Below are 26720 nucleotides of genomic sequence, written 5' to 3'. Positions count from 1 at the left end.
GAGCACTTCAGGGTAACCGGACCCCATGAGCCCGGACCTGGACCTGACTGACCTGGACCTGACCGCCCGCTCGGCCGGCCGGAAGACGCTGTGCCGGCTGCTGGAGCTGGACGGCCGGCTGTTCGAGGCGGCCGCCGCCTGGCACTGGCCCGGCGCCGAGCGGGTGCTGCCCCGCCTCAGCCGCGGCGCGAACCACGGCGTGCTGTGGTTCGCGACGGCAGCCGCGATGGCCGCGAGCCGCACCCCGAGGGCCCGCCGGGCGGCCGCCCGGGGCCTGGCCTCCCTCAGCGTGGCCTCGCTGGCCATCAACACGATCGGCAAGCGCTCGGTGCGCCGGGCCCGGCCGGTACTGGACCCGGTGCCGCTGGTGCGGCAGCTCAAGCGGCAGCCGATCACCACGTCGTTCCCGTCCGGGCACTCCGCTTCGGCCGCAGCGTTCGCTACCGGCGTCGCGCTGGAGTCCTCGGCGTGGGGCGCGGCGCTGGCGCCGGTGGCGTTCTCGGTGGCGGCCTCCCGGGTGTACACGGGCGTGCACTTCCCGAGCGACGTGCTGGCCGGGGCGGCCCTCGGCGCGGGCGCGGCCTTCCTGGTACGACGGCTGATGCCGACCCGCGCCCAGGTGCGGCGGCGGTCCCGGTCGCACGCCCCGGCGCCGGCGCTGCCCGAGGGCGACGGTCTGGTGGTGGTCGCCAACCGGGCCTCGGGAACGGCCGACCGGGCCCGTGCGCTGCACGCCGCGCTGCCGCAGGCGGAGATCGTCGAGTGCGCGCCGGAGGAGGTCGGCGACGAACTGGCGAAGGCGGCGGCCCGTGCGCGGGTGCTCGGCGTGTGCGGCGGCGACGGCACGGTGAACGCGGCCGCGAGGATCGCGCTCGGGCACGGGCTGCCGCTCGCGGTGCTGCCGGGCGGCACCCTCAACCACTTCGCCCTCGACCTGGGCGTGGAGGACGAGCGCGATCTGGCAGGTGCGGTCCGGCGCGGCGAGGCGGTGCGGGTGGACGCGGTCCGCTATGTCACCGGCGACGGCGAGGGCCTGTTCCTGAACACGCTGAGTCTGGGCGTCTATCCGGAGCTGGTGCGCGTGCGGGACCGCTGGTCGCACCGGATCGGCGGGTGGCCCGCCGGGCTGCTGGGCGCGTTGCGGGTGCTGCGCGCGGACCGGCATCCGCTGGAGGTCGAGCTGCGCGGTGAACGGCGGCCGCTGTGGCTGCTGTTCGTCGGCAACGGCGTCTACCACCGGATGGGGCTCGCGCCCGGCCGCCGTACCGATCTCGCGGACGGGCTGCTGGACGTGCGGGTGGTGCACGGCAGCCGCCGGCCCGCGCTGCGGCTGCTGGCGGCCGCTGCCGCGGGTCCGCTGACCCGCTCCCCCGCCCACGCGGCGGTCCAGGTGAACCGGCTGAGGCTGACCGGCATCACGCCGGGCACCCCGATGGCGTACGACGGTGAGGTGACGGCCGTGTCGGGCGAGGTGACGTTGGAGAAGCTGCCGGAGGCGCTGACGGTCTACCGCCCGCTGTCCGCTGCTTCTTGACGGACAGCCAGGATCCACATGGGGTCCAGAATGTGAAACGTTGGTCTCATTATTCGACATGCGCGCGTACGGTGGTGCGTACCAGCGGAGACGAGGGTGAAGAAGGGGAACAGCCATGCCGAAAGCGCAGGAGACCGCCGTCTACACGCACGGGCACCACGAGTCGGTACTGCGGTCGCACACCTGGCGGACCGCCGAGAACTCCGCGGCCTATCTGCTCGGCTCCCTGAAGCCCCACATGAAGATCCTGGACATCGGCTGCGGGCCCGGCACCATCACCGCCGACCTGGCGGAGCGGGTCCCGGACGGCCACGTCACCGGCGTCGACCACGCGCCCGGCATCCTGGAGCAGGCCCGGGCCACCGCAGCCGGGCGCGGCCTGACCAACGTGGACTTCGCGGTCGCCGACGTGCACGCCCTGGACCACCCGGACGACACCTTCTGCGTCGTCCACGCCCACCAGGTGCTGCAGCACGTCGGCGACCCGGTGCAGGCGCTGCGGGAGATGCACCGGGTGACGAAGCCGGGCGGGTTCATCGCCGTACGCGACGGGGACTACGGGGCGATGACGTGGTATCCGGCGGCGCCGGGCCTGGAGAGCTGGCTGGACCTGTACGAGCGGGTGGCCCGGGCCAACGGCGGCGAGCCCGACGCCGGGCGCCGGCTGAAGGCGTGGGCGCTGGCCGCCGGGCTGACCGACATCACCGCCACCTCCAGCACGTGGACCTTCACCACGCCCGAGGAGCGGACCTGGTGGAGCGGACTGTGGGCGGACCGCACGCTGGCCTCCTCCTACGCGGAACGGGCCACGCAGGGCGGTCACGCGACGGAGGGACAACTGCGGGCCGTCGCCGACGCGTGGCGGGAATGGGGCCGGCGGGAGGACGGCTGGTTCGCGGTCCTGCACGGCGAAATTCTGTGCCGTAAAGAAGCCTGATCCACGACTTTCGGGAAACCCGGATCGCAGGAGGTACACATTATGGTTCCCATCCTGCTGGTACTGCTTCTGGCGCTGCTCCTATTCGGTGTCGGGTTCGCGGTGAAGATTCTCTGGTGGATCGCACTGATAGTGCTGGTGATCTGGCTGTTGGGATTCCTGGTCCGCAGCACCACCGCCGGTGGCGGCAGGAGCCGCTGGTACCGGTGGTGACGTGAGCCAGGGCGACGTACAGGAACCGCACGGTCGAGATCTGGGCCAGCCCCTACGGCGCCGACAAGCCCGACGATTCACCAACCAGCCGTACCCGCCACCCCGTCCACGAGGTGACAGGCCGGCCAGGGCCCGGACTCGGACCTTGGCCGGCCGGCTACCGCGCGTTGAACGGATCGACCGCGAGCGATTCCTGGACACTCAGCAGTCGGCATTCGCCGGTCACACTGTGCACCGAAATCTGACAGGGTCCGTAAAGGAAGTACTTGTCGTCATCGGTGGCAATATATTTCGCCGACTGGAAGGCAAAGTAGAAGAAGTCACCTTTCTTCGCCCTGCATTCATCATCCTCAAATAGGGCGACCTCGTTGTCCCAGTCGGCAGAGATCTGCCGGAGGTAATCCGCCGCGATGCGCTCCGCCTGTTCCATCGTGTACATCAGTTTGTCCTCATCAGCTTGAACATCTTGAAGTAGGCAGGGTCGACGAATCCCGTCTGCATGTCAATGAAGACCACTCTGCCCTGTTGGTTTATTATGTTGAACACATGGCCCGGCATACCCTTTCCGGGGCGCGCCGCCACGATACCTCGAGCGCCGTCTCCGGCGTTCTGGACATGCTTGATCATTTTGGCGAAACTGGTTTTCTCGAAGCTCGATCCGTACACATTCTCCAGGCGCTCCAGGGACTGCAGTCCTCCCATGTCTCCCGGTACGGGGTGAATCCCCTCCCCGCGCATATACCGTTCGAATGCGTCGGCGACGAAGGTGCAGTTCGTGTTCCCGCCCTCGGGGTTGAACAGCTTCGCCTGATCGGGAAAGTTGGGAGTATCGTACGGCTTGGCCGGGAGGGGTGACTTCTGAGGTGCAAGCCCGAGGGGGTCACAAGAAACAGCAGGTCGATCCACATATCCGACGGGATTGGCCGCCGGAGCGAGCCCCAGCGGGTCCAGACTGATGTACCTGCCCACGTCGGGATCGTAATACCTCAGGTAATTGTAATTCAGGCCGGTCTCGGAGTCGAAATACTGCCCCGGGAAACGGAGGGGTGTGTACGCGCGGCTCTCCACCGACCAGGACAGTTTCCCCCAGTTCGTGGACCGAGCGCGCCAGGCTATTTCTCCGGACTCGTCGACCAGTTCACAGGGCGACCCGGAGAGATCGGACACCATGGCGAAGAACCGGGCGTCCGTCTCCTCCTGTGAAGCGCCGGACACGGTCTTGCGCTCGCTCTGGGCAACCGCTTCAGCACCGTTGAGGTGCCATGTCAGCGTCACCGAGTCGCCCGGGTTCCCCCAGCTGGTCGTCTGCTCGCAGAGGGAGACACCGTCCCAGCTGAACTCCACCTGCTCCAGTACGTCGGTGCCGTTCGCGGCGATGCGCTGCTTGCTGACGCGCCGGCCCAGGGCGTCGTACCGGTATCGCCAAACCGTGCCGTCCGGCGTACTGACCTGGGTGAGCCGGTCCTCCGCGTCCCAGCTGTATCGCCATGTGTCCGGCTTGCGGGAGAGGCGCGTCTTCTGGCGGAGTACCACGCGTCCGGCGGCGTCGTGCTCGTAGCGGATCCGGCCGGCGCGCACGAGGTCGGCGCCCCGGTGGGCGCGGTCGCCGCACCCCTCGTCGCCGAACTGCCGCGCAGGCCAGTCGGCCGCCACCTGGTTGCCGAGCCTGTCGTACGCGTAGGACTCCGCCCACCCGTCCCCACTGACCCGAGTCGTCCTGCCCGCCGGATCGAGTTCATAGCGCCGAACGCCGTTCAGCTGGTCGGCGACCTCGGTCAGGCTGCCGTCCGCACGGTACTCGTAGGTCCTCGACTGGATACGCCCACGCGCATGGTCCACCGTCTGGGAGATCAGCCGGCTCATCGCATCGAACGACCGAGAGATGCTCAAGGTCTCGCCGAACCGGCGACTGATTTCGCGGCCGACCTGGTCGTATTCCAACGCGATGCCACGGCCGTCAGCCGTCAGCCGGCAGGGATTCCCCGCAGAATCGTATTCCCAGGAACTTTCGGCACCCGACGGCGTCGTGCGCCGGCTCAGTTTCCCGAACTCATCGTACTGATAAGCCACTTCCCGACCGTTGACCCGCTCGGACACCAGGAGTCCGTGCCGGTCGCGCAACAGGGTCAGTTTCGTGTGAGAATTTTCCGCCTGGGCGATCTGGTCGGTGAAGTCGTAGGTGTACGCCATCGCCTCCCCGTCGACGTCCTTGCGTACGACCTGTCCCAGCTCGTTGTGTTCGAAGGTGACGACCTGGCCGAGTGCGTTCGTGCGGGAGACCAGTTCACCGGCCGCGTTGTACGAATATCGATTGACTCGGCCACCGAAGTCGGTTTCCGTGGCCAGGCGCCCGACCACGTCGTATTCATACGTCCAGGTCTGCCCATGGGGGTTGGTCACCCCGGTCAGACGGAGTTCTTTGTCGTACTCGAACTCGTAACGAGAACCGTCGGGCTCGACGCGCGCGGTCAGCAGATCGAACTGTGCGTGCTCGAAACGGGTGACTCCGCCGATCGTGTCGGTGTGCGCAAGGCAGTTGCCCTCGCCGTCATAGGTCCACGTTTCCTCGGACCCGTCCGGATTCAATCGGCGAGTGATTTTCCCCTCTACGGACCATTCCATTTTCCCGATCGCGCCCAAGGGATCCGTAATAGACACGACGCGGCCGAGCGCATCTCGCTCGTATCGCATGACCCTGCCCGCATGGTCACGCACCTCGACGGGCAGGCCGGCGGCATCACACCGTATCCGGGTCACGCGTCCGTACTGGTCACGCAGCGCGGACAAACACCCGGACCCATCGTACGTGAAAGAGGTCTCGCCGCCGCTTGAATCGGCTACCGATGTCCGATTCCCGCGGTCGTCGAATTCCTGACGGACCGTGCTCCCGTCAGGGCGCACCACACGGGTGAGCAGTCCGCGGGCGTCGTAGGAGAGTGTCGTTCGCCTACCGTCCGGGCGGATGATCTCCGTCAGGTTCCCCAGGTCGTCGTACCGGTAGGACGTCGTGCGGCCGACGGCGTCGGTCTCGGACAGCAGGCGGTTGAACCGGTCGCGGGTGAAGCGCCTGGTGTGTCCGGCCGGGTCCACGATGGCGACAACCTGGTACCGGTCGTTGACGAAGTACTGACGTACGGCGCCCTCGCCATTGACCGCCGTCGTGGTCCGCAGCCCGGTTTCCGGATCCCTTTCACCGTAGGACAGCCGGAGCCCCATGTGCCCTTCGGTACTGCCCTGCGCGATGCACCGGTCCCTGTCGTCGTACGCGTACTCATAGGCGTGCCCATTGGTGTCCGTCCATGAGACGACTCGGCGCGCCTCGTCGTAACCGAACCTGAGAGGCAGCCCGGACGAATTCGTGACCTCGGTGAGGTTCCCCTGCGCATACCCGTACCGGATCAGCTGGAGATCGGTTCCGTCCGCTGCCCCACCGACCAGGTGCACACCGGTGACCAGCCCGTCGGCACTGTCGATCCGCAGGCGGTACCCGCCGCTGTGGACGATGGCCGAGGGAAGTCCCGCCTCGTCGTACTCGAAGGTGACCCAGTTGCCCTTGCTGTCGTCGATCTGCACCAGCGCGGCCAGGTTCTCGTCCCGCTCCGCGAAGCGCCACACCTGCCCCGTCTGCGGGTCGGTGACGGTGTAGCCGTCCGCCTCGCGGCTCAAGGGCCAGCGCGGGCCGTGTGCCGGCATGACGGGCAGGCCGGGTGCCGGATGCGGATAGAAGAGCCGCATCCCGTCCTCGTGCAGGAAGGTGATGCCCGCGGAGGTGATGTCCAGTCGCTGATCGACGGTGCTGGCCCAAGAAGGGCCGAACCAGCGCCCGTACGCGTAGCCCGACTCCACCCGACGCTTGAAGGCGAACTCCAGCGCACCGGGCAGCGACACGTCGGTCTGGTCCAGGAACATCTTGCCCGTGGCCAGGTTGACCGGGTCGGTGCCCCCGGACTCCACATCCCCTGGAGCGTGGCTCTCGGCCGCCCCTGGTGCCATCTCAGCCTCTCCGGCCGCCGCCTCCGCGCCGTCGGCGGCGAGCACTCCCTCGTCCGCGACCGCTCCCGCCCCGTCCGTCGCCACGGCCAGGACGGCCTGGGGAGCCAGTTCCCCGAAGAAGTTGGCCGGGTCCGACGAGAACGACTTCCAGGCCGAGTCAAGGGCGCGTTCGGGATGCGTGGCCATGCTGACCACTCCTCCGAGCAGCTGCACCTTGTTCTGCAGGAAGGCGGCCGGATGCGTCAGGTTGTAGGGGTCCAGGGGGTCGAGGCCGCGGAAGAAGTTCACGATGCCCGCCGTCCCCTTGACGAGGCCGCCGAAGAAATGCGCCGCGTCGATGGAGTCGGACGCCAGCACGTCCATGCCGTCCAGCTTCAGCTGCTGGACGGCCGACGGCTCCTTCGGGGCGTGCTGCAGCGCAGCCCTCAGCTTGGTCTCCGTCTCCCCGGCGATCTTGTTCCGCTGCCGCCGGGCCGCGTCGAGGAGGCCCTGCGCCTCCTGCATCGCATGCTCGCCGGGGTCCTGCTCCGAAGGACGCGGCCCGGGGTCGTCGCTGCCCTGTTCCACCTTGCCGTTGTACGAGTCGACCTGCTTGCGGTGCGCATCGGAGGCGGTCTTGCCCTGCTTGTAGAGGCGGATCGCTTCCCGCGCCTGTCCCTGGGCCCATTCGACGGTGTCGGCCAGGCCGTTCAGTGCCGTGGCCGCCTTCTGGCAGGCCGCTGCGGCCTGCAGCCACTTGGTGGGATGCAGGGCGAACTTCTCACGGAAGGCGTCCGCGGCCTTTCCCTTCCAGCCGTCCGAGTCGACAGCCTTCATGCCCACGCCGACTTCTTCGAAGGCCATGGCGAACACCACCAGGTGCTTGGCCTTCTCACGGATCGTCGACGGCTTGCCGTGGATCAGATCGGCCGGTTCGACATCGGGCCCCAACTGCCGTTCGGCGACGTGCGCACCGAGATAGGAGGCCACCCGGTCGCCACCGTGCCGCACCTTCTGCGCCGCGCCGTGCGCACCGACCTCGTCGAGCGCGTCGCCGGTGAGGTCGGCTCCCTCGTCGACCACCTCCCCCGTCACCCGCTTGGCGTGGTCGTAGAGGCTCTTGCCCCCGCTCAGGAGCTCGCCGCCCAACTTGCCCAAGCCCGACATCAGCCCTGCCCCTCCTGCTGCGGGCCGAACGTTGCGTCCACCGCGGCGTTGTACTGGTCCTGGTCCATCCCTGCGAGGGTCGGCGCAACCTCCACGCCCGGCACCGTCTCCGCAGTCGCCAGGTCACGTCCCATTCCCTTGAGCGTCTGTTCCGAGACGGCCAGACCGTCCTGGAAGGACTTCTCGCTGTAGTCCGGATGCAGCCAGCCGGGCGTGGCCAGCTGGCCCCAGCTCTCCTGGTCGATCTGCTGCTCGGAGGCGTAGGGGTTGCCCGTCAGGGAGTTCAGGCCGACCTTGAGCGAGTTCTTCACGGTCTGGTCCGTCTGATACATCGTCCCCGCCGCTAGGCCGACCGCTGCCGCGAACGCGTTTCCCTCGTCGATCAGGGCTCTCACGCCCCATTCCCAGCGCTCGCAGAACGAGTGGAAGACGGCGCCGACGGCCTCGTCGCCGATGGTCATACCGTCCACCTCCAGGTCGGTGAAACCGCGCCCCGTGCCCGACCGGCCCGCGTCGTCGACGAGCCCCAGCTTCCCCAACTCGCCGAGGGCCCTGTCGATCCCGTCGGCGATCAGGGCCAGCCCGATGACCCGCAGATCGGGAGCCCCACCCGCACTCGCCCCGCCGTCGGAACTGACCATCCTCTCCATTACCGCCCCGCCTCCCCGTCCGCACGATGGTCCGGCCCGTTCACCGCGACCGCCTCCGGCACCACTTGGGCCACCGGCGGCAGCACCAGTGCGTGTTCACCGTCGGCCGCGTTCACCAACACGCCGCACGGCACACCCGACTCGGCCACCGCCGGCACGGCCGCGTCCAGCAGAGCGGCGCCCCACACGCCCCGGTACCGCCACGCCCCTCCGTCTCCCCCTCGGGCCACCGCGTACCGCGCCAACGCCCTCTCACCGGTGAACGCCAGGATCCAGCGCACTCCGCCCATGTCCACCGTCAAGGGGACTTCCTCGGCATCCGGGCCGGGCAACGTGCCCACCGGCACCAGCACCCGTGACCGCCGGAACTCGCCCAGCTCGGCGAGAAACCGGCGTCGGCGCGCCTGCGCGGCCTCCTCCTCGGGGACCGCCTCGACGGGAGGCGGGAGGGTCCCCCGGCCGGCAGGGACGTCGACGTCCGCCGACACGGTGGCAACCGAGGCGGCGACACCGCCCTTCGGCTCGTCGGCACCGCTACGAATCACCGTTTGATCGGCGATGTCCGTCAAGCGCGAACGTGGCGGCGTCGGCACAACGCCCCGTGCGGCCAACTCGCTGGGATCGTCATGGCGTTCGGCCGGCCTCACGGCTTCAGTGCCGCGGCGGGCCCCCGACATCTCTCCTGGCTCGTCCACGATCAAGTCCCCGTCGCGGGCCACCTGTCAACCCCTGTTCCATGATCAAACTTCAGCATGCTCGCAAGACGTGATCACCCATTACAACCATCTGCCCGCCAAGGACGCTCAAAGGAATACCCAAGCCCCGAGAACAGGTTCTCCAGGCGGGTACCGCGGACGGCGCTCGCTTGGCAGTGCGGTGCAGGAGCAGCCCCTGGGCCAGTCGGACGCAGCGATCTGCGCCACGAGGACGGTACGGGCCGGGTCTCGAACCCAGCTGTTCGGCCGAGGCGGCGACGCGCCCCGTGAACCGGGATCAGTGGCCTGCGGATCGTGGTCGAGGGAGCCCGGCTCGACGGTCGCCACCGACCGCGCCGACGCTCACTGGCAACGGGCACCTGCGCTCTCCCGGCCAGGACCAGGTGCCGACCGCGAGGCCGTGGAACTGCTCGCTCGTGCGGGCATTGTGGACGCAGCCCATTCGTTTCCGACAGGAGAGCGTGGCGACGGCCGCGTTCGGTACTGGGGACGTGCCCCGGCGCCAGGACGTCATCCCGCAAAGCCCAGCCCTGGCCCCGGCCCTCATCGGCTACCGCGTGCACCTAGTCCCGGGGCAGCAGCGGACCGAGCGGCCCGAGGTCCAGATTCAAGTCCTCGGGCCCCAGGCCGTAGCGTTCGCGCAGCTCGGCCATGCGGTCCTCCAGGAGCATCAGGGTGAGCCCGATCCGCTCCTCCTGCTCCTCGGTCAGCTCGCCGGTGTCGAAGCGCCGCACGGCCTGCCGTTCCATCAGCTGCCGGAGCAGTTCCACCACGGTGAGCACCAGTTTCACCAAGTCGCGCTCGACCGTGTCGGGTTCCAGGTCCAGGCGGTTGCGCGCAGTCACAGGATCTCCTCGAAAGGCGAGGGCACCGACTCGTTCACCGAGCTGATCAGCGCGTTCAGATCGATGCGGACCAGGTCGACGTCCGCGATCCGCAGGGTGAGGTCACCCGTGATCACCACTCCGCCGGCCAGCAGCCGGTCGAGCAGGTCGACGAGGGCGATCTCGCGTCGTTCGACCACGGTCACGGCGTCGCCTCCCCGACGAACGAATAGGCCGCCCAGGGTCCGGTGAGTTCCACTCGCATTCCGGGTGCCTCGTCCTTCGTACGGTCCACCAGTTCCACGAATTCCTCGGAATGCGCGCGGGGCACCAGATAGGCCGCGTTGAGTACGTTCCGGCCGGGATCGGCGGACAGCGCGGAATTCTGTGGGGCGTGCAGCCGGGAATCCTCGGCGTACCGGGAAAGGCCCTCGTGCAGCGAGCGGGCGAAGGCCTCGGCCCGCTGCCACCGCTCCTCGGTCGCGTGGGTGCTCTGGCGCCGTCGGCGCAGATAGTCCCGGCCGCTCGCGGGCTGCGCGGCGGGAGCAGGCTCGGCGGCGGGCTCGGGCTCCAGGTAGACCTTGACCCCCCATTCCACCCGGCCCTCCAGCCGGTCGAGGGTGCGCAGGAAGTCGTCCTCGCGGGCCTCGATCATGGTGCGCACCCCGCTGTCGTCCTGGAAGACGGTCGCGAGCCGGAGCGGCAGCGGAGTGGTGACCGTGGTGAGGGCGTCGATCACGCCCTGGTGCGCGCGGGCGGTCACGGACAGCCAGTCCAGGTCCTCCAGGTGCGCCTTCAGAGCCTCCTCGCAGAAGTCGGCCGCCGGGACCTGGCTGACGACCGCGATCAGCCCGTGGTGGCGCAGCAACGCCGGCGGGGCGCCCCCTACGCCGGTGAGCTGGGACTGCAGGGGCGTCCCGAAGGGGCGGCACACGGCGTAGACGTAGCGCAGTCCGGTCATGGTGCCTCCTTCGGCGCGCGGCCCGGCTCCAGCTCCTCCAGGCGGGCCACCCGTTCTCTCAGCGCGGCGTTCTCCCGGGTCAGCTGGTCGCGGCGGGCCCGGGAGGAGAGCGCGGGATCGCTCTCCCACCAGTCGATGCCCATCTCCTTGGCCTTGTCCACCGAGGCGACGATGAGCCGCAGCTTGACGGTCAGCAGTTCGATGTCGAGGAGGTTGATCCGGATGTCACCCGCGATCACCACACCCTTGTCGAGCACGCGCTCCAGGATGTCGGCGAGGTTGGCTCCACTGCCCTGGCCGTACGGCTCGGGGAACCGGCTGGGCGTCGTCATCGACGGCTCCCGCGCTCGGCGTACTCGGGCTCCTCTTCCTCGTATTCCTCACCGTCCTCGGCTTCGTCCTCGTACGGCCCTTCCTCCTCCTCGTACTCCTCGGGCCCCTCTTCGCCCTCTTCATCCTCTTCGTTCTCTTCGTTCCCTTCCTCCTGCTGCCGGTCCTCGTACTCCTCCGGCTCTTCCTCGTCCTCGTACGGCTCCTCGCCCTCGTCCTCGGCGCGGGCCTCCTCGGACTCCTCCTCCGCCACCGCGTCCTCGTGGCTGCGGACCACCTCGCCGTCGCTGATCTCGCCGCGCCAGCCGTCTTCCGCCTCTCCCTTCAGGGTGATGAACCGGGCGAAGTTCTTCAGGTCCAGCCTGACCCGGCGGCCCTGGGCGCGCCACAGATTGCCTGTCTTCTCGAACAGGCCGGTCGGGTAGTACTCCATGACCAGCAGGATCCGGGTGAGGTTCTCGCCCAGGTCGTGGAAGGTCACGACCCCCTTCGTGGTGCCCTTGGCGCCCTGCGAGGTCCACTGGATGCGCCGGTCGGGGAGCTGCTCGGTGGTGTGCGCCTTCCAGCTCCGGCTGGACCAGAAGATCTTGGCCTGCCAGTCGGAGCCGGTGTCGTCGGCACGGCTCGCGCTCTTGACGCCCTTGGCGAAGGTGGAGAAGTCCTGGTACTGGGTCCACTGGTCGTAGGCGGTGCGCACCGGCACGCCGACGTCCACCGACTCCATGATGACCGTGGGCTTGTTGCCGCCCCCGCCCTTCTTCCTGCCCTTACCGCCCCCGAGGTTCTTGACCGCCTCCGTGACGTTGTCCTTGACTCTCGAGGCCCCCAGCTCCAGGGCGGAGCGCAGCGGCCCCTTGCCTTCGGCGATCTTGCGGCCTGCGTCGAGCGCCAGTTTGGCGAAGCCGGGGCTGTTGCCCTCGGCGATGTCGTTGAGCTTGACGGTGGTCTCGCCGAGCTTGCGCCCGAGGCCGCTGAGCAGCCGTTCGGCCTGGGCGGCCAGGTATTCCTGTGCCTCGTCCTTCAGCCGGTCGGCGGCCTCGCTGTGGGCGAGGTCGGCGAGCGGGTTGTCCTGCGCGGCCTTCGTGGCCCGGCCGGCCGTGGACGCCGCGGATCCGAGGGTCTCGGTCATCGGTCATCGCCGCCCTTCGACGAGCCGGCGCCACGGCTGCCGGCCGTCTTCTTCCCGGCTGTGCCGGTCTTCCTGGCCGCCGCCTTCTTCGCGGGGGCCGTCTTCTCCGCCGCGGCCTTCCTGCCCGCGGAGGCCTTCTTCACCGAGGGCGTCTTGCCCGCCTTCCGGCCGGACGGCTGCCGCCGGCGGCCCTCGCGGTCGTCGTCCTCGCGCGCCGTGCGTCCGCGGTCCCCGCGCGCCTCACGGTCGTCGTCCTCGTCCCGCTCCTCGTCGGAGTCGACGGCGGGCAGCGCCCCGGACAGCTCGTCGCGGACGTGGGCGGTCCGGTCGTGCAGCCGGTCGGCGAGCGCGCTCATCTGCCGCTCGACCATGGCCCCGGAGGCCGCCTTGCCGACGCCCCGAAGATCCTCGCGCAGCTGATCGCCGATCTCCTTGAACTGCGGGTTGTCACGCAGTTGCTGCCGCGCCACGGCGGCGAGCGTTCCTGGGCCGAGGTTCAGCTTCTTGCCCGCGACCAGGGAGCCGACCGCGACGGCCATTTTCAGCTTCTTCGTGCGTCCCAGGAGATATCCGGCCCCTATGGCGAGGCCCAGTGCCGTTCGGTTCATCATCACGTCCCCTCGCCTGTTGCGTAGCCGGAGCGCATGCCGGTCTCCAGCCGGTCGAGCAGCTCGTCCTCGCACCGGTCGAACTCCTCCTCGGTGATCTCGCCCGCCTCCAGCCGCTCTTCGAGGCGGGCGAGTTCCGCCCGCACGGTGGCGGGGTCGTAGTAGATCCGTTCCGCCTCGCGGAGGACCTGGCCGATCACCCACCCGGCGCCGCGCACCGGTGCGAACGGCAGCAGCAGCACCTCACCGATCAGCCCCATCGCCTCCTCCTTTCGGGCCCGTCGTCTCACCGCGCCCCGGCATCCGTGCCGGCCGTGTCGGCCGCCGGTTCGGCGGGGCCGGGCTCGACGAAGCTGTACGGCGGCAGCGGGCCGTTGACGCGCAGTTCGAGGTCGGGATGACCGGCGCGGACCTGCTCGACGGCGGTGACGAAGCCCTCGGCCCCCTCCCGGGGAACCAGGAACGAGACGTTGAGCAGCCAGCCCGTGGACTGCGGGCCGGCGCTGACCGCGGCGGCGGCCGGCTCGAGACCAGCCTGCACAGAGACCGCGTCCTCGGCCTCCTTGGCTTTGACGGCGGTCGCGACCATCTCGCCGAGGCGCAGCCTGTCGTCGTAAGTGCCGCCGCCCGCCCGTCGGGTGGCCTCGGCGAACGAGCGCAGCTCCGCGTCCTCGGCCATCACACGCTGCAGGACGGCGTCCTCCACGTGGTTCGCCTTGACGTTGTACTCGACCTTGCCGTCCAGGGCCTTCAGCCGCTCCCGGTAGTGGTCGGCGCGCTCGTCGAGCACGTGGGTGACGGTCTCGTCGTCGGGAGCCAGGTTCCCGAACCGCATCGGCAGCACACAGCCGGCCGCGCCGCTCTCGGCGAGGACGTTCTGGTGTGCGAGCAGGTCGCGGCGCTTGGGCCGCAGCCCCTCGGGGGCGTCACTGACCAGGGCGGCCAGCTCACCGGCCGTGACGACCCGCACCGGACGGGGCGGCTCGCCCACGCCCGTCATGCCCTCGGGCAGGGAGGGGTGCGACCGGGCGATGATCCCGTAGACGTACGTACTCACTCCCTCTCCTCCTTCCTGCGGGCTGTGTCCTTACGGGCGCGGGGCCGGGCCTCGGCGCCCTCCTCGCGGGCCTGCTTGAAGGCGTCGGAGATGGTCTCCGCGGCGCCGGACAGGGCGCCCTTGGACTTGCCGCGCGCGCCGGACTCGGTGACCTCGCCGACGAGGTCGGGCAGCCCGGGGGTCTTGTGGGGTCCGGCCTCCAGGTCGAGACGGTTGCACGCCTCGGCGAAGCGCAGATATGTGTCGACGCTGGCCACGACGACCCGGACGTCGATCTTCAGGATCTCGATACCGACCAGGGAGACCCGCACGAACGCGTCGATCACGAGTCCCCTGTCCAGGACCAGTTCCAGTACGTCGTAGAGGCCGCTGCTGCCGCCTCCACCTGCGGTCTGCTGTGCCGGGACAACGGTCATGCCCGCTGCTCCTCCTCGTGAGTGGTCGGTGTCACGGTGGCTCCGTGGGCGCGGTAGGCGGGGGGCGGCCTAGCGACCGCCGGGTCGGCGCGCGTCGGACCGTCCGCGTTCATATCGGTGAACGCGCCGGTAGCCGGTGAGCCGGGCCTCCTGGTCGAGATCGATCTGGTAGCTCGCCATCAGGCTCATGGTGTCCGGGACCCGCGCGAGTTCGAGAACCTCCACCTCAAGCGCCCATCCGTCCTCGGTCTGCTCGAAGGAGGTCACCGACTCGGGGGCAAGCCCGGTGAGTTCGGCGAGCTGGGCACGCGCTTGTCGCAGCACCTCGATGGGCGCGGGCCGAGGCTCCTCTGCCTTGCTGCGCTTGTCGTCGCTGTGTGACTCCTGTGAGTTATGTGTTTTCTGTGGACGTTGTGACTGGGATGTGTTGTTTGTGTTCGACATGGCCACCTCCCTCTGCGGGTGGCCCGGTCATCCCTGGCCAAACATTCAGGTGCGATGGTCCGCGAGACGCCGCCGGGCCGGACCCAGGGCGCGCCCCCGGCCCGGCAGGCCGGCCCAGGGATCGGTGCCGGCCTGGTCGACGGCGTCGGCGATGGTCCAGCGGCGGGCGTCGAGCCCGGGGTCGTCCAGCTGCTCCCAGGCGAGGGGTACGGCGACGGGGGCGCCGGGGCGGGCGCGCACGGTGTAGGGGGCGACAGCGGTCTGTGCGTAGGCATTGCGCTGCACGTCGAGGTAGAGGCGGTCACCGCGGTCCTGTTTCCGGGCCGCCGTGGTGAGCCGGTCCGGATGCCGGGAGGCCAGCAACTCGGCCACGTCACGGGCGACTTCGCGGACCTCGTCGAAGTCGCTGCGGCCGTCGAGGTGGACGACGAGATGGAGACCGCGCGACCCGGTGGTCATGGGGGCGGCGGGCAGCCCCAGTTCGTCCAGCAGCTCCCGCAGCAGGCCGGCCGCCTCACGCACGGGGGCGAAGTCGTCGCCGGGAGGGTCGAGGTCGAAGACGAGCCGGTCGGGGTGGTCCGGGCCGGCGGCGCGGTCCGTGCGGGAGAGCCAGCGGTGCAGGGTGAGGCAGGCCTGGTCGGCGAGGTAGAGGAGGGTGGCGGTGTCGTCGCAGACGGCATGGGTGACCGTGCCGCCCTCCTTGGGGACCTCGGCGCGGGTGATCCAGTCCGGATAGTGCTCCGGGATGTTCTTCTGCATGAAGCGCTGCCCGTCGACACCGTCCGGATACCGCTCCAGCATCAGCGGACGGCCCCGCAGGTGCGGCAGCATGTACGGCGCGACGGACCGGTAGTAGTCGGCGAGATCGCCCTTGGTGTACTCCTTGGCGCCGGCGCCGCCCGGGAAGAGGACCTTCCCGGGCCGCTTGATCTCCACCGTGCGGTGGCCCGCCCGTACGGTCCGGGCGTCCGCGTCGTTCATCGCACGACCGCCTCCTCCACCAGCAGCCTGGCCGCCGTCGCGATGCCCACGGCGTCGATGCCGGCCGCGTTCAGCTGCTCGTCGGGCGCGGCCGAGCCCGGCATGGTGCGCACCGCGAGCCGGACCAGCCGGGGCACGGGCCGGCCGTCGCCGAAGGCCTCCGCGACGGCGTCACCGAGGCCGCCCTCGGCGTGGTGGTCCTCCACGGTGAGCAGACAGCCGGTCTCCTCGGCGGCCCGGTGCAACGTCTCGGCGTCGACGGGCTTGACGGAGTACAGGTCGATGACGCGTACCCGGATGCCGTCCGCGGCGAGCCGGTCGGCCGCGGCCAGCGCCTCGGGCACGGTGACCCCGGCGGCCACGACCGTCAGCCGGTCCTCCTCGCTGGAGACGAGCGTCTTGCTGCCACCGACCGGGAACTCCTCGTCGGGGCCGTAGATGACCGGTGTCTTGCCGCGCGAGGTGCGCAGATAGCGGATCCCGTCGAGGCCGGCCATGGCCGCGACCAGCCGGGCGGTCTGGTTGGCGTCGCACGGATAGAGCACGGTCGAGCCGTACACGGCGCGGAACATCGCCAGGTCCTCCAGGCCCATCTGGGAGGGCCCGTCCTGGCCGATCGCGACGCCGGCGTGCGAGCCGACCAGGTTGATGCCGGAGCCGCTGATGGACGCCATCCGCACGAAGTCGTGTGCGCGGGTGAGGAACGCGGCGAACGTCGAGGCGTACGGCAGCCAGCCCCGCACCGCCATGCCGACGGCCGCGGCGACCAGCTGCTGCTCGGCGATGTAGCACTCGAAGAACCGGTCGGGGTGGGCCTTGGCGAACTCCTCGGTGCGGGTGGAGTCGCCGACCTCGCCGTCCAGGGCGACGACATCGCCCCGCGCGCTGCCGAGGGCGGCGAGTGCGGCGCCGAAGGCATCCCGGGTCGCGACCTCGTCGCCCTCGTCGTAGCGCGGGAGCTGCAGCACCTCGGTCGTCAGGTCGCGCAGCGCGGCGGCGGCCGGCGGCTCGCCGACCCGGACGTGCAGCGAGCGCGGTCCGCCGAGCTCGGCGACGGCCTCCTCGGCGTCCGCCAGCGGCTTTCCGTGATGGCCCTCCAGGTCCTCGACGGCGGCCACGCCCTTGCCCTTGAGGGTGCGGGCGAGGATCGCCACGGGCTGCCCGGCCGTGGACAGCGCCTCGCCGTAGGCCCGGTCGATCTTGTCGACGTCGTGGCCGTCGATCTCGACGGTGTGCCAGCCGAAGGCCTGGAATCGGCGGGCGTAGGCGTCCAGGTGGTGGCCGTGCCGGGTGGGGCCGCGCTGGCCGAGCCGGTTGACGTCCACGATCGCGATCAGGTTGTCCAGGTGTTCGTGCCCGGCGTGTTCGGCGGCCTCCCAGACCGAGCCCTCCGCGAGCTCACTGTCGCCGCACAGCACCCACACCCGGTAGCCGGTGCGCTCCAGCCGCTTGCCGGCGAGGGCGATGCCGACCCCGACCGGCAGGCCCTGGCCGAGGGATCCGGTGGCCGTCTCCACCCAGGGCAGCCGCCGGGGCGTCGGGTGTCCTTCGAGCCGGCTGCCGAGCTTGCGGAAGGTGAGCAGCTCGCCGTCCTCGATGGCACCGGCCGCCTTGTACGTGGCGTACAGCAGGGGCGAGGCGTGTCCCTTGGACAGCACGAAGCGGTCGTTGGCGGGGTGCTCGGGGCGTTCGAAGTCGTAGCGCAGATGGTTGGCGAGGAGTACGGCCATCAGATCGGCGGCGGACATCGAGGACGTGGGGTGCCCGGATCCCGCGGCGGCGGATGCCCGCACGCTGTCCACGCGCAACTGCTGTCCCAGCTCGGCGAGTTCGGCGGTGTTCATGGGTCTCCTTGCGGTGAGTCGAGGGGGTACGGCCGGAGGCCACTCGGCAGCGGGTCACTCGGCGGTCACCCGGCAGCGGGGTCCGGCGGGTCGGTGCGCTTGACCGGGCCGGGGGCGGGGTGGTCCCCGCGCCCGGCGGCCGGCGGTTCGCCGTCACGTTCCGCTTGCCGGGTCCGCACCGCTTCTTCCGCCTGCTCCGGCTCACCCGCGCGCTCCGGCCCGCCCGGTACGCGTGCCAGCTCCGGAGAGGCCGTGTCCAGGGGAACCGACCAGGACCGTACGAGGCCCAACTGGACGCCCTGGCGCGGCAGTACGGCGTCCAGCAGCCAGTCGGCGGCCACCCGGACGCGGTTGCCGGGCAGCGCGGCCAGGTGGTAGCCGCGGGTGACCGCACCGGCCGCCGGGCCGGACAGCGGGACGCCGAACGGGTTCGCGGCGGCCTGGATCCCGCCGAGGTCGACGGCGAAACCCAGGTCGCGATGGCGGTAGGCCCGCCGGCGCCGGCCGACACCGAGCGAGGCGGCCACGTTCTCCCCGGCCACCCGGCCCTGGCGCCACGCGTGCTGGGCCGTCATCGGCGTGAAGGACCCCGGCTTCTCCAGGTCCGGTACGGCGGCCGCGTCCCCGCAGCAGAACACCTCCGGCCGGCTCGGCACCTGCAGATGAGGGTCGACGATCAGCCGGCCCCGCTCCAGCGGCTGCCCGACCGCCTCCACCAGCGGATCGGGCCGTACCCCGACACACCACACCAGCGTCCGGGACGCGACGAACTCGCCGTCGGTGAGCAGCACCCCGTCGTGGGTGGCCTCCTTCACCGACGTACCCATCCGGACCTCGACGCCCCGAGCCCGCAGCACCCGGTCGGCCGTCCGGGACAGCCGCTCGGCCAGCTCCGGCAGCACGCGCGGCGCCACGTCCAGCAGGATCCAGCGCGGCCGGAACCCGGCGCACAGCGGATGCCGGCGGGCCAGCCGGTCGGTGAGCAGCTGCATCTGCGCGGCCACCTCGGTGCCGGTGTAGCCGGCGCCGACCACGACGAAGGTGCAGCGGGCCGCGCAGGCCTTCGGATCGTCCTCCGTGGCGGCCAGCTCCACCTGCCGGGTCACGTGGTCGCGCAGGTACAGCGCCTCGGGCAGCCCGCGGAAGCCGTGCGCGTGCTCGGCGACCCCGGGGATGGGCAGCAGCTTGTTGACGCTGCCCACACACAGCACCAGCCGGTCGTAGGTGAGGGTGCCGATGCCGCCCTCGGCGTCGGAGTAGTGCACCGTACGGCCGTCGAGGTCGACATGGTTGGCCTCGCCGAGCACCATCCGCACGCCGTGCAGGGTGCCCGGCAGCGACACGGTGACCCTGCGGGCCTCCAGGATGCCGGCGGCGACCTGGGGCAGCAGGGGCAGGTACAGGAAGTAGTCGGTCGGGTTCAGCAGAGTGATGTCGGCCCGGTTCCGGGTCAGCCGGGCCAGTGTGCGGGCAGCCCGGTACCCGGCGAAACCGGCGCCGACGATCACGACGTGAGATCGGCTCACGGTGCGCCTCCGGCGGTGTGGCTCGTCCGAGGTTTTCCGCGTAACCGAGGCCGGGGCACCCAAACGCCGCGCGGGTCACCCGTACGCCGGTCGGAGCACCCGAACGCCGCGCCGCGCCCGCGGTGTTTGACCCGGCAGGCACCGGTTACCCGGCCCGGGACCGGCGTCGCCCGTGGGGAGTTTCGGCATGCCCGGTACGGCCATTTCCTGGCGAGCCAGGAGCACACCCCGCCGAGCTCGTCGAGCAGGCCCGGATCGACGAGCAGGCCGGCTTCCGGGCGCTGTGGATCTCCGACCACTTCCATCCGTGGAACGACGCGCAGAGGCAGAGCGCGTTCGTGTGGTCGGTGATCGGGGCCCTGTCCGAGGCGGTGTCGCTGCCCATCGAGACGGCAGTGATCAGCACCTGTCCACGTTGACGGCGTTCGCCGACGCCGGGTTCGACCGGGTGTACGTGAACCAGATCGGGTCGATCAGAAGGGGTTCTTCGGTTCGGTTCGCTGTGCTCAGGCCCTGTGGTCGCCGGTGTCCGGAGGCTCCTTCGGCATCGGAGGGTATGGCAGGCCCAGGCCGCTCGGCGGGCCCGCCGGCGGGGTGCCGCCGATGACGTGCGCCGGAGGCGAGGGGTGGCCGTGCCTCGGGTGGGCGGCGCCGCGCAGGGCGTAGGCCACCGCGCCCGTGATCGCCGCAGTGATCAGGGCGGCGCCCCAGCTGGGCAGGCCGGTCGCCAGGGCCAGGCCGACGGCGAGGGCCAGCGCGGCACCGGCGTACAGCGCGGCGGCGCCGGACGCGGCGTAGAGCAGGGCGGTGCGACGCTGCTTGCGGGACTGTTCGCGCAGTTCGTCGCGTACCGTCTCGCGTGCCACCTGTGCCAGCTCTTCGACCAGACGCTTGTCGAGATGTTCCAGGTGTTCCAGGTGTTCCGAACGGTCCATACCCTGCGGGTACCCGGCGGACACAGCGGGTAACGCGGGCTCCCTGCACGGCCCGGGTCGCCGCAACTAGGCTCGGGCGCATGGAGATTCTGGGCGCCTCGCTGCGCATCTGCGTCGACGACCTCGAGACCGCGATCCCCTTCTACGAGCGTCTGTCGGGCGGCAGAGCGCTGCGTTTCGGGCGCGGTGGGGTCCAGGTCGCCGCGATCGGCTCCTTCCTGCTGATGAGCGGCCCGGAGGCGGAATTGGAGATCCTGCGCAAGGTGGCGGCGACCATCGCCGTCGAGGACGTGGACGAGGCACACCGGCTGCTGACCGACCTCGGTGCCCGGATCATCGCGGGGCCGGTGCCGACGCCGGTGGGCCGGAACCTGATCGCGATGCATCCGGACGGGTCGGTGTTCGAGTACGTCGACCAGCGGGGCTGAGCCGGTCAGACCGCGTCGGGCCGCATCCGGAAGTCGTGGCGGGCGGGCAGGGGCTCGTCGGTGAGCCGGGCCCACAACCGGCCGAGCACCTCCTCGCCCTCCCGCAGGTCGGCGACCTCGAACCCCGTGCCGAACACCGTCCGGGCCTCCTCGGGCCGGCCCTCGGCGAGCAGCAGTTCGGCCTCCAGCAGCCGGAACCGGCCGCGCCGGCGCACGGCGGGCAGCAACCGGTCCCAGACCGCCCGGGCGTCCGCCGTCCGCCGCACCCGGAACAGTGCCTGCAGGGTTTCCCGCCCGAGCGCGGCCACGGCGGCGGTCCATGTCTCCTTGTCGTCGCGGCGCTCGCGGCACAGGTCGTCGAAGGCGTCCGCGTACCGATCGGCGGCCCGTTCGTGATGACCGGACTCCTGGTCGGCGACGGCCAGGCAGCGCAGCAACGGCCAGAGAGACGGGGCGAGTCCGAGGGCGCGTTCCCAGCTGCGGACGGCCTGGGCGCGGTCGCCGGCGTGCCACTGGGCGACGCCGAGGTGGTACTCGGTGTGCGGGGTGGCGGGCGCGGTTTCCAGCATGTCCCGCCAGTGCGGGGCGACGAGGGTCTCGCCGGGCGGCCGTACCCGGCGCGGCTCGGGCAGGGAGCCGGTGCGCAGCAGTTCCCGCCAGGGGGCCTGTGCCTCGCCGAGGGTGGACTCGGGGAACGGGGTGCCGGGCAGTTTCCAGTCGCCGCGCAGCACTTCGAGGGCGCCCCAGCCGGATCCGGCGGCCAGGATCTCGCCGGGTTCGGTGTCGGCGCACGGCTGCCATGCCGCATGCGCCTCCTCCACCCGGGCGCGCGGCAGGGTGGACTCCAGCCGTTCCTCCGCGCTCTGCACGGCCCGGGTCCACTCCCCCTCGGGGGATGCGTCGAGCGGGCCGTACGCCTCCAGCCAGGACACCTCGCTCTCGGCCTCCAGCCGGACGTGTTCCAGCTGGGTGCGGGCGAGCCCGGCCTGGATCTCGCAGTAGCCGCCGGTGCCGGGTTCGGTCAGCCACTCCTGCCAGCGCCGGCCGCCGGGGAGGTGGCCCCACACGAAGAGCTTGCGGCCGCGCAGGGCGTCGGTGGAGGTCTGCACCAGCCCGTGGCCGTCGGCGTCCAGCGCGGCGATCCAGCGGCGGCGGCCGTCCGGCACCTCGTAGAAGTAGTCGGCGGCGTAGGGGCTGTTGAGAGGCTGGGTGCGGTCGATGCCGTCGTACGACGGGACGGGCACGCGGCGCAGGCGGCGCTCGTAGCCGAAGTTCCACGCCTCCTCGGCGGGGGCCAGGACCCGGCGCTCCTCCGGCACCGCGATGTTGGACCACCAGTACGTCGGCACCGGCCGCTCGTGCGGGTTGCGGAGGCGGACGCCGACGTAGAGGAAGTCGGAGCCGTCGGGCAGCCACAGGTCGACCTGGAAGGGCAGGTCACGCAGCCGCTCCCACTCCCACAGGCGCAGCATCTCGCCCCCGTCCGGGGCGGGGACGCGGGCGGCGTGCAGGGGTGCGCAGGAGAGGGTGGTGTGGCCCGTGGCGCCGATGTTCCATTCGATGCCACCGGAGTACCAGGCGCCGTTCAGGGCGAAGTTGGCGGGCTGGAACACCGGGTTGCGGTAGAGGAGTTCGCGTCCGGTGGGCAGGTGGATCAGGGAGGCGATGCGGCCGCCGAGGCCGGGCAGGACGGTGGCGCGCAGCCGGTCGTTCTCGATCACCAGGGCGTCGAGGGGGCGGGGCTCGCGGGTTCTGTCGTAGCCGTCGCGGACGCGGACCGGGAGCAGGCTGCGCAGCGGCTCGTAGCCGAGCTGGCGGGCCATGTCCCTGGGCATGCCGTCCCGGTCGCGGCCGTCGATGCGGTGGACCTCGTCGAGCGGGCGCAGCGGGGGCAGGGGGTTGTCGGGCCCCAACTGCGCGGCGGGCAGCGTCAGTACCTCACGTCGGATCCTCGTCACGATCACCATGGAACCCGGCGTGGGTCGAGTCGGCCAGGGGATGTGCCGGTCAGGATTGCGCAAAGGGTCTGTTCAGACGGTGGGGTCGCGCATCTCGGCGGTGAGTGCCCAGCGTTCGTGGTCGCGCCAGGCGCCGTCGATGTAGAGCATGGCCGGGGAGAACCCCTCCAGCCGGAAGCCTGCGCCGCGCGCCATCGCGATGGAGGCGGTGTTCTCGGGCTGCACGTTGATCTCCAGCCGGTGCAGCCCGAGTGGGCCGAAGGCGTACTCGATGACCAGGTCGAGGCCCTCGCGCATCAGGCCGCGCCCGGCGGCGTGCGCGAAGGCCCCGTAGCCGAGGGCGCCGCACTGGAAGCCGCCGCGCACGATGTTGTTGATGTTGATGAACCCGGCGACCTCCCCGCTGTCCTTCTCGCACACCAGGAAGCCGGCCTTGGTCGGGTCCTCGATCAGCGGGCGCGCGTAGGCGGCGTAGGCCTTGTCCTTGTCCGGCGGGAACAGCCAGGGCCGGTGCAGGTCCTTGCTCTCCCGGGTCCTCGCGGTGAACTCGGGTCCGTCCTCGAGGGTGAAGTGACGGATGCCCACGCGGGGGCCCTCGGCGAGGTAGTGGCATGCGGTGTGCGGCATCGTGCCAGCGTACGGCGTCCCGCCCACACGGTCTCCGCGAATCTGCCCGGCCCGTCGCCCAGGAATCCGCCCGGCCCGTCACCGGCAATCCGACACCGGCTCCTGGAATCAGCCTGGGCCAACACCCCCAATCCTCCCGAACCGGCACCTGACATCCGCCCGGACCGACACCCCGAATCCACCCGGACCGGTACCTCGAACCCGCCCAGCCCGGCACCCGGCATCCATCCGGACCGGCACCGGACATCCACCCGGACCGGCACCAGCCGATCCGCCCGAGCCGACACCTCGAACCCGCCCAGCCCGGCACCTGACATCCGCCCGGGTCGACACCCCGAATCCACCCAGCCCGGCACCCGGCATCCACCCGGACCGGCACCTGACATCCACCCCGCCCGACACCAGCCAACCCACCCGGGCCAGCACCTCGAACCCGCACGAACCGGCACGGAAACCCAGCCAGCCCGGCTCCAGCCAATCCACCCGGACCGGCACCCGGCATCCCCCAGACCGGCACCAGCCGATCCGTCCGAGCCGACACACGTCGAAGTTTCTGGCGGAGATTCAGTGCGGGCCGTCAGCGCAGGGCCGGTTCGTCCAGTGTCAAGGTGCCCGCGTCCGCGTCGAGTTCGGCCCGCACGCCGAACGGGACGGTCACCGCGTCGTCGCAGTGCCCGAATCCCAGCTCCTCCACCACCGGCACCCCGAGTCCGCCGAGCCGGTCGGCGAGGACCGGGCGCAGTTCCTCGTAACGGCCGCAGTCGCGCCAGGAGCCGAGCCCGATCCCGGCGACCCCGTCGAGCCAGCCGGAGCGCAGCAACTGGGTCAGCAACCGGTCGACGCGGTACGGCGCTTCGGCCACGTCCTCCAGGAGCAGCAGCCCGCCCCGGGCGGCGGGCCGGGCGTACGGGGTGCCGAGGTCGGTGGCCAGCAGGCTCAGACAGCCACCGAGCGTGATCCCCCGGGCTCGGCCGGGCGCCAGTCCGGTCCCGGCCGAGATCAGGGTCCGCACGCTCTCCGGAGCGAACAGGGTGGAGTGCAGCCGCTCCTGTGCGCGGGCGCTCTTGATGAAGTCGATCCCGGCGGCGGCCGGCCCGTACAGGCTGACCAGACCCAGCCGGGTGGCGAACGCCTGGTGCAGCACGGTGACGTCGCTGAAGCCCACGAACACCTTGGGCCCGGCCGCCCGCATCGCGTCCCAGTCCAGCAGGTCGACCATGCGCTGGGCGCCGTACCCGCCGCGGGCGCACAGCACCGCGGCGACGGCCGGGTCGCACCAGGCGTTCTGGAGGTCGGCCGCGCGCTCGGCGTCCCGGCCGGCCAGGTAGCCGAACTCGCCGTGACGGTCGAGCACATGGGGTGCGACGACCGGATCCAGGTCCCAGCCGCGCAGCACGTCGAGCCCCGCCTGCAGCCGCTCCTCGGGCACCGGCCCGCTGGTGGCGACGACGGCCACCCGGGCGCCCGGGGCCAGCCGCTCCGGGCGCGTCAGTTCCTTCACGTGTGCAGCTCCAGTCTCGGGACATCGGTCACGTCCAGTTTGAACACCTGGGCGTACAGGGAGAGTTCGGCCTCCAGGGCGCGCACCATGGTCTCCGCCCGCCGGAATCCGTGCCCCTCTCCCTCGAAGGTGAGGTATGCGTGCGGCACGTCCCGGCCGGCGATCCGGGCGAGGAGACGTTCGCACTGGGTGGGCGGGCAGATCACGTCGTCCAGGCCAAGGAGCAGCAGGAACGGCGCGGTGAGCCGGTCGGCGTGGGTGCCCGGCGAGCGCTCGGCGTACCGGGCGGGCACCTCGGCGAGCGGGCCGATCAGCGACTCCAGGTAGCGGGACTCGAAGTCGTGGGTCTCCCCCGGCCCCCAGGTGACCAGGTCCAGGACCGGGTAGATGATGGTGCCGCAGGCGTAGACGTCGGTCGTGGTCAGGGAGGCGGCGGTGGTCCAGCCGCCCGCGCTGCCGCCCCGGATCGCGAGCCGGGCGGGATCGGCGGTGCCCTCGTCGGCGAGGGCACGGGCGACGGCCGCGCAGTCCTCGACGTCGACCACGCCCCACTGCTCGCGCAGCCGCTCGCGGTAGGCCCGGCCGTACCCGGTGGAGCCGCCGTAGTTCACCTCCGCGACGCCGATGCCACGCGAGGTGAAGTAGGCGATCTCCAGGTCCAGCACGAGCGGCACCCGGCTGGTGGGGCCGCCGTGCGCCCAGATGACGTAGGGCGGCAGCTCCCCGTCGGGAGCGGTGCGTTCGGGGTGGTGCGGCGGGTAGACGTGGGCGTGCACCTCACGGCCGTCGGGTCCGGTGAAGACGCGGATCTGCGGCTCCGGGTAGTACGCGGGGTCGACGGCGTCCCGGTGCCGGGCGCCGATCGCGCGGGCCCGGCCGGTGGCGGTGTTCAGCTCGACCACCTCGGGCCCGGTGCGCGGGCTGGCACCGACGCCCACCACACGCCCGCCGTGGACCGCCAGGGTGGCGCCGAACTCGGTCCACGGCCCGGCGGCGTCGACGATCTCCCCGGACTCCGGGTCCAGTATCCCGAGCACGGTCGGCCCCCGGCCGTGTACGACCGCCACCAGGGCGTTGTCCAGCGGCGCGAACCAGCGCAGGCCCGGCTTCCACAACGGGCCGGCGAACTCCTCCTCGCGCCGGCACAGCGGGATGCCGTCCCGGTACAGGTTCCACCAGCCGCTGCGGTCACTCGCGTACAGAAGACGGTTGTCCGCCGACCATTCGGCCTGCGCGATCGCCTCCTGGGGTCCGCCGGCCACCGTGCGGACGGTGTGCAGTGTGCCGTCGTCCCCGATGTCGGCGACGAGCAGTTCGGTCCCGTCCCACGGCATGCGCGGATGGTCCCAGGCGAGCCAGGCCGCCCGGCGGCCGTCCGGCGAGACGCGGGGCCCGGTGACGAACCGGTGCCGGCCGTCGGTGAGTTCGCGTACGGCGGACCGGTCCCCGGCGGCGGAGCCGTCCAGCGGCACGGCAGCCAGCACCCGCCGCACGTCCGAGGGGCCCTCCCCGGTGAACTCCTCCAGCACGCACCACACCTCGTCGCGCTCGAGGTCCATGTGCGGGTCCGCCCAGCGCAGTCCCCCGCCCACCGGGGACACCGGGGTCAGCGGGCGCGGCTCGCCGCCGGGCTCGTACCGGTACAGCCGTTGGTCGGCGAAGTCGGTGAACACCACGAGCGGTCCGCCGTCGCGCGGCGCCCCGGTCCAGGGCCGGCCGCCGTACTCCACCACCCGGTTGCGCACGTTCCACGGCGCGGGCAGCACGACCTCCTCCGCGCCCTGTGCCGTCCGCCGCACCAGTGCCCGGCGGCCGCCCTCGGCCGGCCGCGGCTCGGTCCACCACACCTCGTCCCCGACGAAGCCCACCCACTCCGGCTGCCCGTCGTGCGCGGCGGCCAGCGCCGCGTCGATGGGCGACGGCCACGATCCGTACGGCGAGGTCAGCACCTCGTTCCCCTTC

26 protein-coding genes and 1 pseudogene are annotated in these 26720 nt (G+C 71.2%); 5 read left to right on the top strand and 22 right to left on the bottom strand.

Features of this window, described 5'->3' with window-relative positions:
* Positions 1–25 precede the first annotated feature (25 nt).
* The 3 genes from ACWGJ5_RS22235 to ACWGJ5_RS22225 all read left to right on the top strand — a co-directional run bounded on the left by ACWGJ5_RS22235 (position 26) and on the right by ACWGJ5_RS22225 (position 2684).
* Positions 26–1534 carry a phosphatase PAP2 family protein gene (locus ACWGJ5_RS22235; protein ID WP_453311406.1) on the top strand — a complete coding sequence of 503 codons (1509 nt, stop codon included), beginning with the start codon at positions 26–28 and terminating at the stop codon, positions 1532–1534.
* A 115-nt stretch (positions 1535–1649) separates the two neighbouring features.
* Entirely contained in the window at positions 1650–2471 is an 822-nt protein-coding gene (locus tag ACWGJ5_RS22230) for a methyltransferase domain-containing protein (RefSeq protein ID WP_453311405.1), read from the top strand.
* A 42-nt stretch (positions 2472–2513) separates the two neighbouring features.
* Positions 2514–2684: a hydrophobic protein gene (locus ACWGJ5_RS22225; RefSeq protein ID WP_453311404.1), complete on the top strand. Its 171-nt coding sequence runs from the start codon at positions 2514–2516 to the stop codon at positions 2682–2684.
* Positions 2685–2841: 157 nt separating this feature from the next.
* Here ACWGJ5_RS22225 and ACWGJ5_RS22220 read toward each other — a convergent pair whose 3' ends face one another.
* From ACWGJ5_RS22220 to ACWGJ5_RS22140, 17 genes are all read right to left on the bottom strand, one after another.
* On the bottom strand, positions 2842–3123 hold the full coding sequence (locus tag ACWGJ5_RS22220) for a hypothetical protein (protein ID WP_453311403.1): 282 nt from the start codon (positions 3121–3123) through the stop codon (positions 2842–2844).
* Positions 3123–7823, bottom strand: coding sequence for a putative T7SS-secreted protein (locus tag ACWGJ5_RS22215; protein ID WP_453311402.1), 4701 nt, complete (start codon positions 7821–7823; stop codon positions 3123–3125). The genes ACWGJ5_RS22220 and ACWGJ5_RS22215 overlap by 1 nt, the downstream gene beginning before the upstream one ends.
* Positions 7823–8464: a hypothetical protein gene (locus ACWGJ5_RS22210; protein ID WP_453311401.1), complete on the bottom strand. Its 642-nt coding sequence runs from the start codon at positions 8462–8464 to the stop codon at positions 7823–7825. Before ACWGJ5_RS22210 ends, ACWGJ5_RS22215 begins: the two co-directional genes overlap by 1 nt.
* A gap of 8 nt (positions 8465–8472) precedes the next feature.
* The gene (locus tag ACWGJ5_RS22205) at positions 8473–9018 is read right to left on the bottom strand and encodes a hypothetical protein (protein WP_453311400.1); all 546 of its coding nucleotides are present in this window, start codon (positions 9016–9018) and stop codon (positions 8473–8475) included.
* A gap of 734 nt (positions 9019–9752) precedes the next feature.
* Positions 9753–10034 (bottom strand): gas vesicle protein K, encoded by a 282-nt coding sequence (locus ACWGJ5_RS22200; protein WP_453311399.1) that lies wholly within the window; start codon positions 10032–10034, stop codon positions 9753–9755.
* Positions 10031–10219 carry a gas vesicle protein gene (locus tag ACWGJ5_RS22195; RefSeq protein WP_351606526.1) on the bottom strand — a complete coding sequence of 63 codons (189 nt, stop codon included), beginning with the start codon at positions 10217–10219 and terminating at the stop codon, positions 10031–10033. The genes ACWGJ5_RS22200 and ACWGJ5_RS22195 overlap by 4 nt, the downstream gene beginning before the upstream one ends.
* On the bottom strand, positions 10216–10974 hold the full coding sequence (locus ACWGJ5_RS22190) for a GvpL/GvpF family gas vesicle protein (protein WP_453311398.1): 759 nt from the start codon (positions 10972–10974) through the stop codon (positions 10216–10218). The genes ACWGJ5_RS22195 and ACWGJ5_RS22190 overlap by 4 nt, the downstream gene beginning before the upstream one ends.
* The gene (locus tag ACWGJ5_RS22185; RefSeq protein ID WP_453311397.1) at positions 10971–11306 is read right to left on the bottom strand and encodes a gas vesicle protein; all 336 of its coding nucleotides are present in this window, start codon (positions 11304–11306) and stop codon (positions 10971–10973) included. The genes ACWGJ5_RS22190 and ACWGJ5_RS22185 overlap by 4 nt, the downstream gene beginning before the upstream one ends.
* On the bottom strand, positions 11303–12433 hold the full coding sequence (locus tag ACWGJ5_RS22180) for an SRPBCC family protein (RefSeq protein ID WP_453311396.1): 1131 nt from the start codon (positions 12431–12433) through the stop codon (positions 11303–11305). Before ACWGJ5_RS22180 ends, ACWGJ5_RS22185 begins: the two co-directional genes overlap by 4 nt.
* Complete coding sequence (locus ACWGJ5_RS22175; protein WP_453311508.1) at positions 12430–13041, bottom strand: DNA primase; 612 nt, start codon at positions 13039–13041, stop codon at positions 12430–12432. Before ACWGJ5_RS22175 ends, ACWGJ5_RS22180 begins: the two co-directional genes overlap by 4 nt.
* A gap of 2 nt (positions 13042–13043) precedes the next feature.
* Entirely contained in the window at positions 13044–13301 is a 258-nt protein-coding gene (locus ACWGJ5_RS22170; RefSeq protein WP_453311395.1) for a gas vesicle protein GvpG, read from the bottom strand.
* Between the two features lie 26 nt (positions 13302–13327).
* Entirely contained in the window at positions 13328–14098 is a 771-nt protein-coding gene (locus ACWGJ5_RS22165) for a GvpL/GvpF family gas vesicle protein (RefSeq protein ID WP_453311394.1), read from the bottom strand.
* Positions 14095–14514, bottom strand: coding sequence for a gas vesicle structural protein GvpA (locus ACWGJ5_RS22160; protein ID WP_453311393.1), 420 nt, complete (start codon positions 14512–14514; stop codon positions 14095–14097). Before ACWGJ5_RS22160 ends, ACWGJ5_RS22165 begins: the two co-directional genes overlap by 4 nt.
* Before the next feature lie 69 nt (positions 14515–14583).
* A complete protein-coding gene (locus tag ACWGJ5_RS22155) occupies positions 14584–14958 on the bottom strand; it encodes a gas vesicle protein GvpO (RefSeq protein WP_453311392.1) in 375 nt (124 codons plus the stop codon).
* Between the two features lie 45 nt (positions 14959–15003).
* Complete coding sequence (ligD, locus tag ACWGJ5_RS22150) at positions 15004–15939, bottom strand: non-homologous end-joining DNA ligase (protein WP_453311391.1); 936 nt, start codon at positions 15937–15939, stop codon at positions 15004–15006.
* A complete protein-coding gene (locus tag ACWGJ5_RS22145; protein WP_453311390.1) occupies positions 15936–17783 on the bottom strand; it encodes a transketolase in 1848 nt (615 codons plus the stop codon). Before ACWGJ5_RS22145 ends, ligD begins: the two co-directional genes overlap by 4 nt.
* A 65-nt stretch (positions 17784–17848) precedes the next feature.
* Positions 17849–19309 (bottom strand): NAD(P)/FAD-dependent oxidoreductase, encoded by a 1461-nt coding sequence (locus ACWGJ5_RS22140; RefSeq protein WP_453311389.1) that lies wholly within the window; start codon positions 19307–19309, stop codon positions 17849–17851.
* Between the two features lie 207 nt (positions 19310–19516).
* Between ACWGJ5_RS22140 and ACWGJ5_RS22135 the strand changes: the two are divergent.
* Positions 19517–19722 (top strand): annotated as a pseudogene (locus tag ACWGJ5_RS22135) (LLM class F420-dependent oxidoreductase); the annotation flags it as partial.
* Positions 19723–19815: 93 nt separating this feature from the next.
* Here ACWGJ5_RS22135 and ACWGJ5_RS22130 read toward each other — a convergent pair.
* Positions 19816–20244 carry a phage holin family protein gene (locus ACWGJ5_RS22130; protein ID WP_453311388.1) on the bottom strand — a complete coding sequence of 143 codons (429 nt, stop codon included), beginning with the start codon at positions 20242–20244 and terminating at the stop codon, positions 19816–19818.
* A gap of 80 nt (positions 20245–20324) precedes the next feature.
* On the opposite strand from ACWGJ5_RS22130, the gene ACWGJ5_RS22125 reads away from it, so the two are divergent.
* On the top strand, positions 20325–20672 hold the full coding sequence (locus tag ACWGJ5_RS22125; RefSeq protein WP_453311387.1) for a VOC family protein: 348 nt from the start codon (positions 20325–20327) through the stop codon (positions 20670–20672).
* Positions 20673–20677: 5 nt separating this feature from the next.
* On the opposite strand, the gene ACWGJ5_RS22120 is transcribed toward ACWGJ5_RS22125, so the two are convergent.
* From ACWGJ5_RS22120 to ACWGJ5_RS22105, 4 genes are all read right to left on the bottom strand, one after another.
* Positions 20678–22639: a DUF5107 domain-containing protein gene (locus tag ACWGJ5_RS22120; RefSeq protein ID WP_453311386.1), complete on the bottom strand. Its 1962-nt coding sequence runs from the start codon at positions 22637–22639 to the stop codon at positions 20678–20680.
* Positions 22640–22702: 63 nt separating this feature from the next.
* Positions 22703–23257 (bottom strand): GNAT family N-acetyltransferase, encoded by a 555-nt coding sequence (locus ACWGJ5_RS22115; protein ID WP_453311385.1) that lies wholly within the window; start codon positions 23255–23257, stop codon positions 22703–22705.
* 577 nt (positions 23258–23834) lie between these two features.
* A complete protein-coding gene (locus ACWGJ5_RS22110; RefSeq protein ID WP_453311384.1) occupies positions 23835–24758 on the bottom strand; it encodes a S66 peptidase family protein in 924 nt (307 codons plus the stop codon).
* Positions 24755–26707: a dipeptidyl-peptidase 5 gene (locus tag ACWGJ5_RS22105; RefSeq protein WP_453311383.1), complete on the bottom strand. Its 1953-nt coding sequence runs from the start codon at positions 26705–26707 to the stop codon at positions 24755–24757. Before ACWGJ5_RS22105 ends, ACWGJ5_RS22110 begins: the two co-directional genes overlap by 4 nt.
* Positions 26708–26720: the final 13 nt, after the last annotated feature.

The sequence above is a fragment of the Streptomyces sp. NPDC054783 genome (assembly GCF_053611725.1).
The sequence above is the reverse complement of the archived record's forward strand: the minus strand, read 5'-3'. Positions and strand labels throughout refer to the sequence as shown.

Bases quoted from the DNA above. Each gene is read 5' to 3' on its own strand.
- ACWGJ5_RS22120 (WP_453311386.1), bottom strand. From the start codon at position 22,639: ATGGTGATCGTGACGAGGATCCGACGTGAGGTACTGACGCTGCCCGCC.
- ACWGJ5_RS22185 (WP_453311397.1), bottom strand. From the start codon at position 11,306: ATGACGACGCCCAGCCGGTTCCCCGAGCCGTACGGCCAGGGCAGTGGA.
- ACWGJ5_RS22125 (WP_453311387.1), top strand. From the start codon at position 20,325: ATGGAGATTCTGGGCGCCTCGCTGCGCATCTGCGTCGACGACCTCGAG.
- ACWGJ5_RS22230 (WP_453311405.1), top strand. From the start codon at position 1,650: ATGCCGAAAGCGCAGGAGACCGCCGTCTACACGCACGGGCACCACGAG.
- ligD (WP_453311391.1), bottom strand. From the start codon at position 15,939: ATGAACGACGCGGACGCCCGGACCGTACGGGCGGGCCACCGCACGGTG.
- ACWGJ5_RS22155 (WP_453311392.1), bottom strand. From the start codon at position 14,958: ATGTCGAACACAAACAACACATCCCAGTCACAACGTCCACAGAAAACA.
- ACWGJ5_RS22180 (WP_453311396.1), bottom strand. From the start codon at position 12,433: ATGACCGAGACCCTCGGATCCGCGGCGTCCACGGCCGGCCGGGCCACG.
- ACWGJ5_RS22145 (WP_453311390.1), bottom strand. From the start codon at position 17,783: ATGAACACCGCCGAACTCGCCGAGCTGGGACAGCAGTTGCGCGTGGAC.
- ACWGJ5_RS22225 (WP_453311404.1), top strand. From the start codon at position 2,514: ATGGTTCCCATCCTGCTGGTACTGCTTCTGGCGCTGCTCCTATTCGGT.
- ACWGJ5_RS22115 (WP_453311385.1), bottom strand. From the start codon at position 23,257: ATGCCGCACACCGCATGCCACTACCTCGCCGAGGGCCCCCGCGTGGGC.
- ACWGJ5_RS22130 (WP_453311388.1), bottom strand. From the start codon at position 20,244: ATGGACCGTTCGGAACACCTGGAACACCTGGAACATCTCGACAAGCGT.
- ACWGJ5_RS22220 (WP_453311403.1), bottom strand. From the start codon at position 3,123: ATGTACACGATGGAACAGGCGGAGCGCATCGCGGCGGATTACCTCCGG.
- ACWGJ5_RS22235 (WP_453311406.1), top strand. From the start codon at position 26: ATGAGCCCGGACCTGGACCTGACTGACCTGGACCTGACCGCCCGCTCG.
- ACWGJ5_RS22175 (WP_453311508.1), bottom strand. From the start codon at position 13,041: ATGAACCGAACGGCACTGGGCCTCGCCATAGGGGCCGGATATCTCCTG.
- ACWGJ5_RS22170 (WP_453311395.1), bottom strand. From the start codon at position 13,301: ATGGGGCTGATCGGTGAGGTGCTGCTGCTGCCGTTCGCACCGGTGCGC.
- ACWGJ5_RS22190 (WP_453311398.1), bottom strand. From the start codon at position 10,974: ATGACCGGACTGCGCTACGTCTACGCCGTGTGCCGCCCCTTCGGGACG.
- ACWGJ5_RS22210 (WP_453311401.1), bottom strand. From the start codon at position 8,464: ATGGTCAGTTCCGACGGCGGGGCGAGTGCGGGTGGGGCTCCCGATCTG.
- ACWGJ5_RS22160 (WP_453311393.1), bottom strand. From the start codon at position 14,514: ATGACCGTTGTCCCGGCACAGCAGACCGCAGGTGGAGGCGGCAGCAGC.
- ACWGJ5_RS22215 (WP_453311402.1), bottom strand. From the start codon at position 7,823: ATGTCGGGCTTGGGCAAGTTGGGCGGCGAGCTCCTGAGCGGGGGCAAG.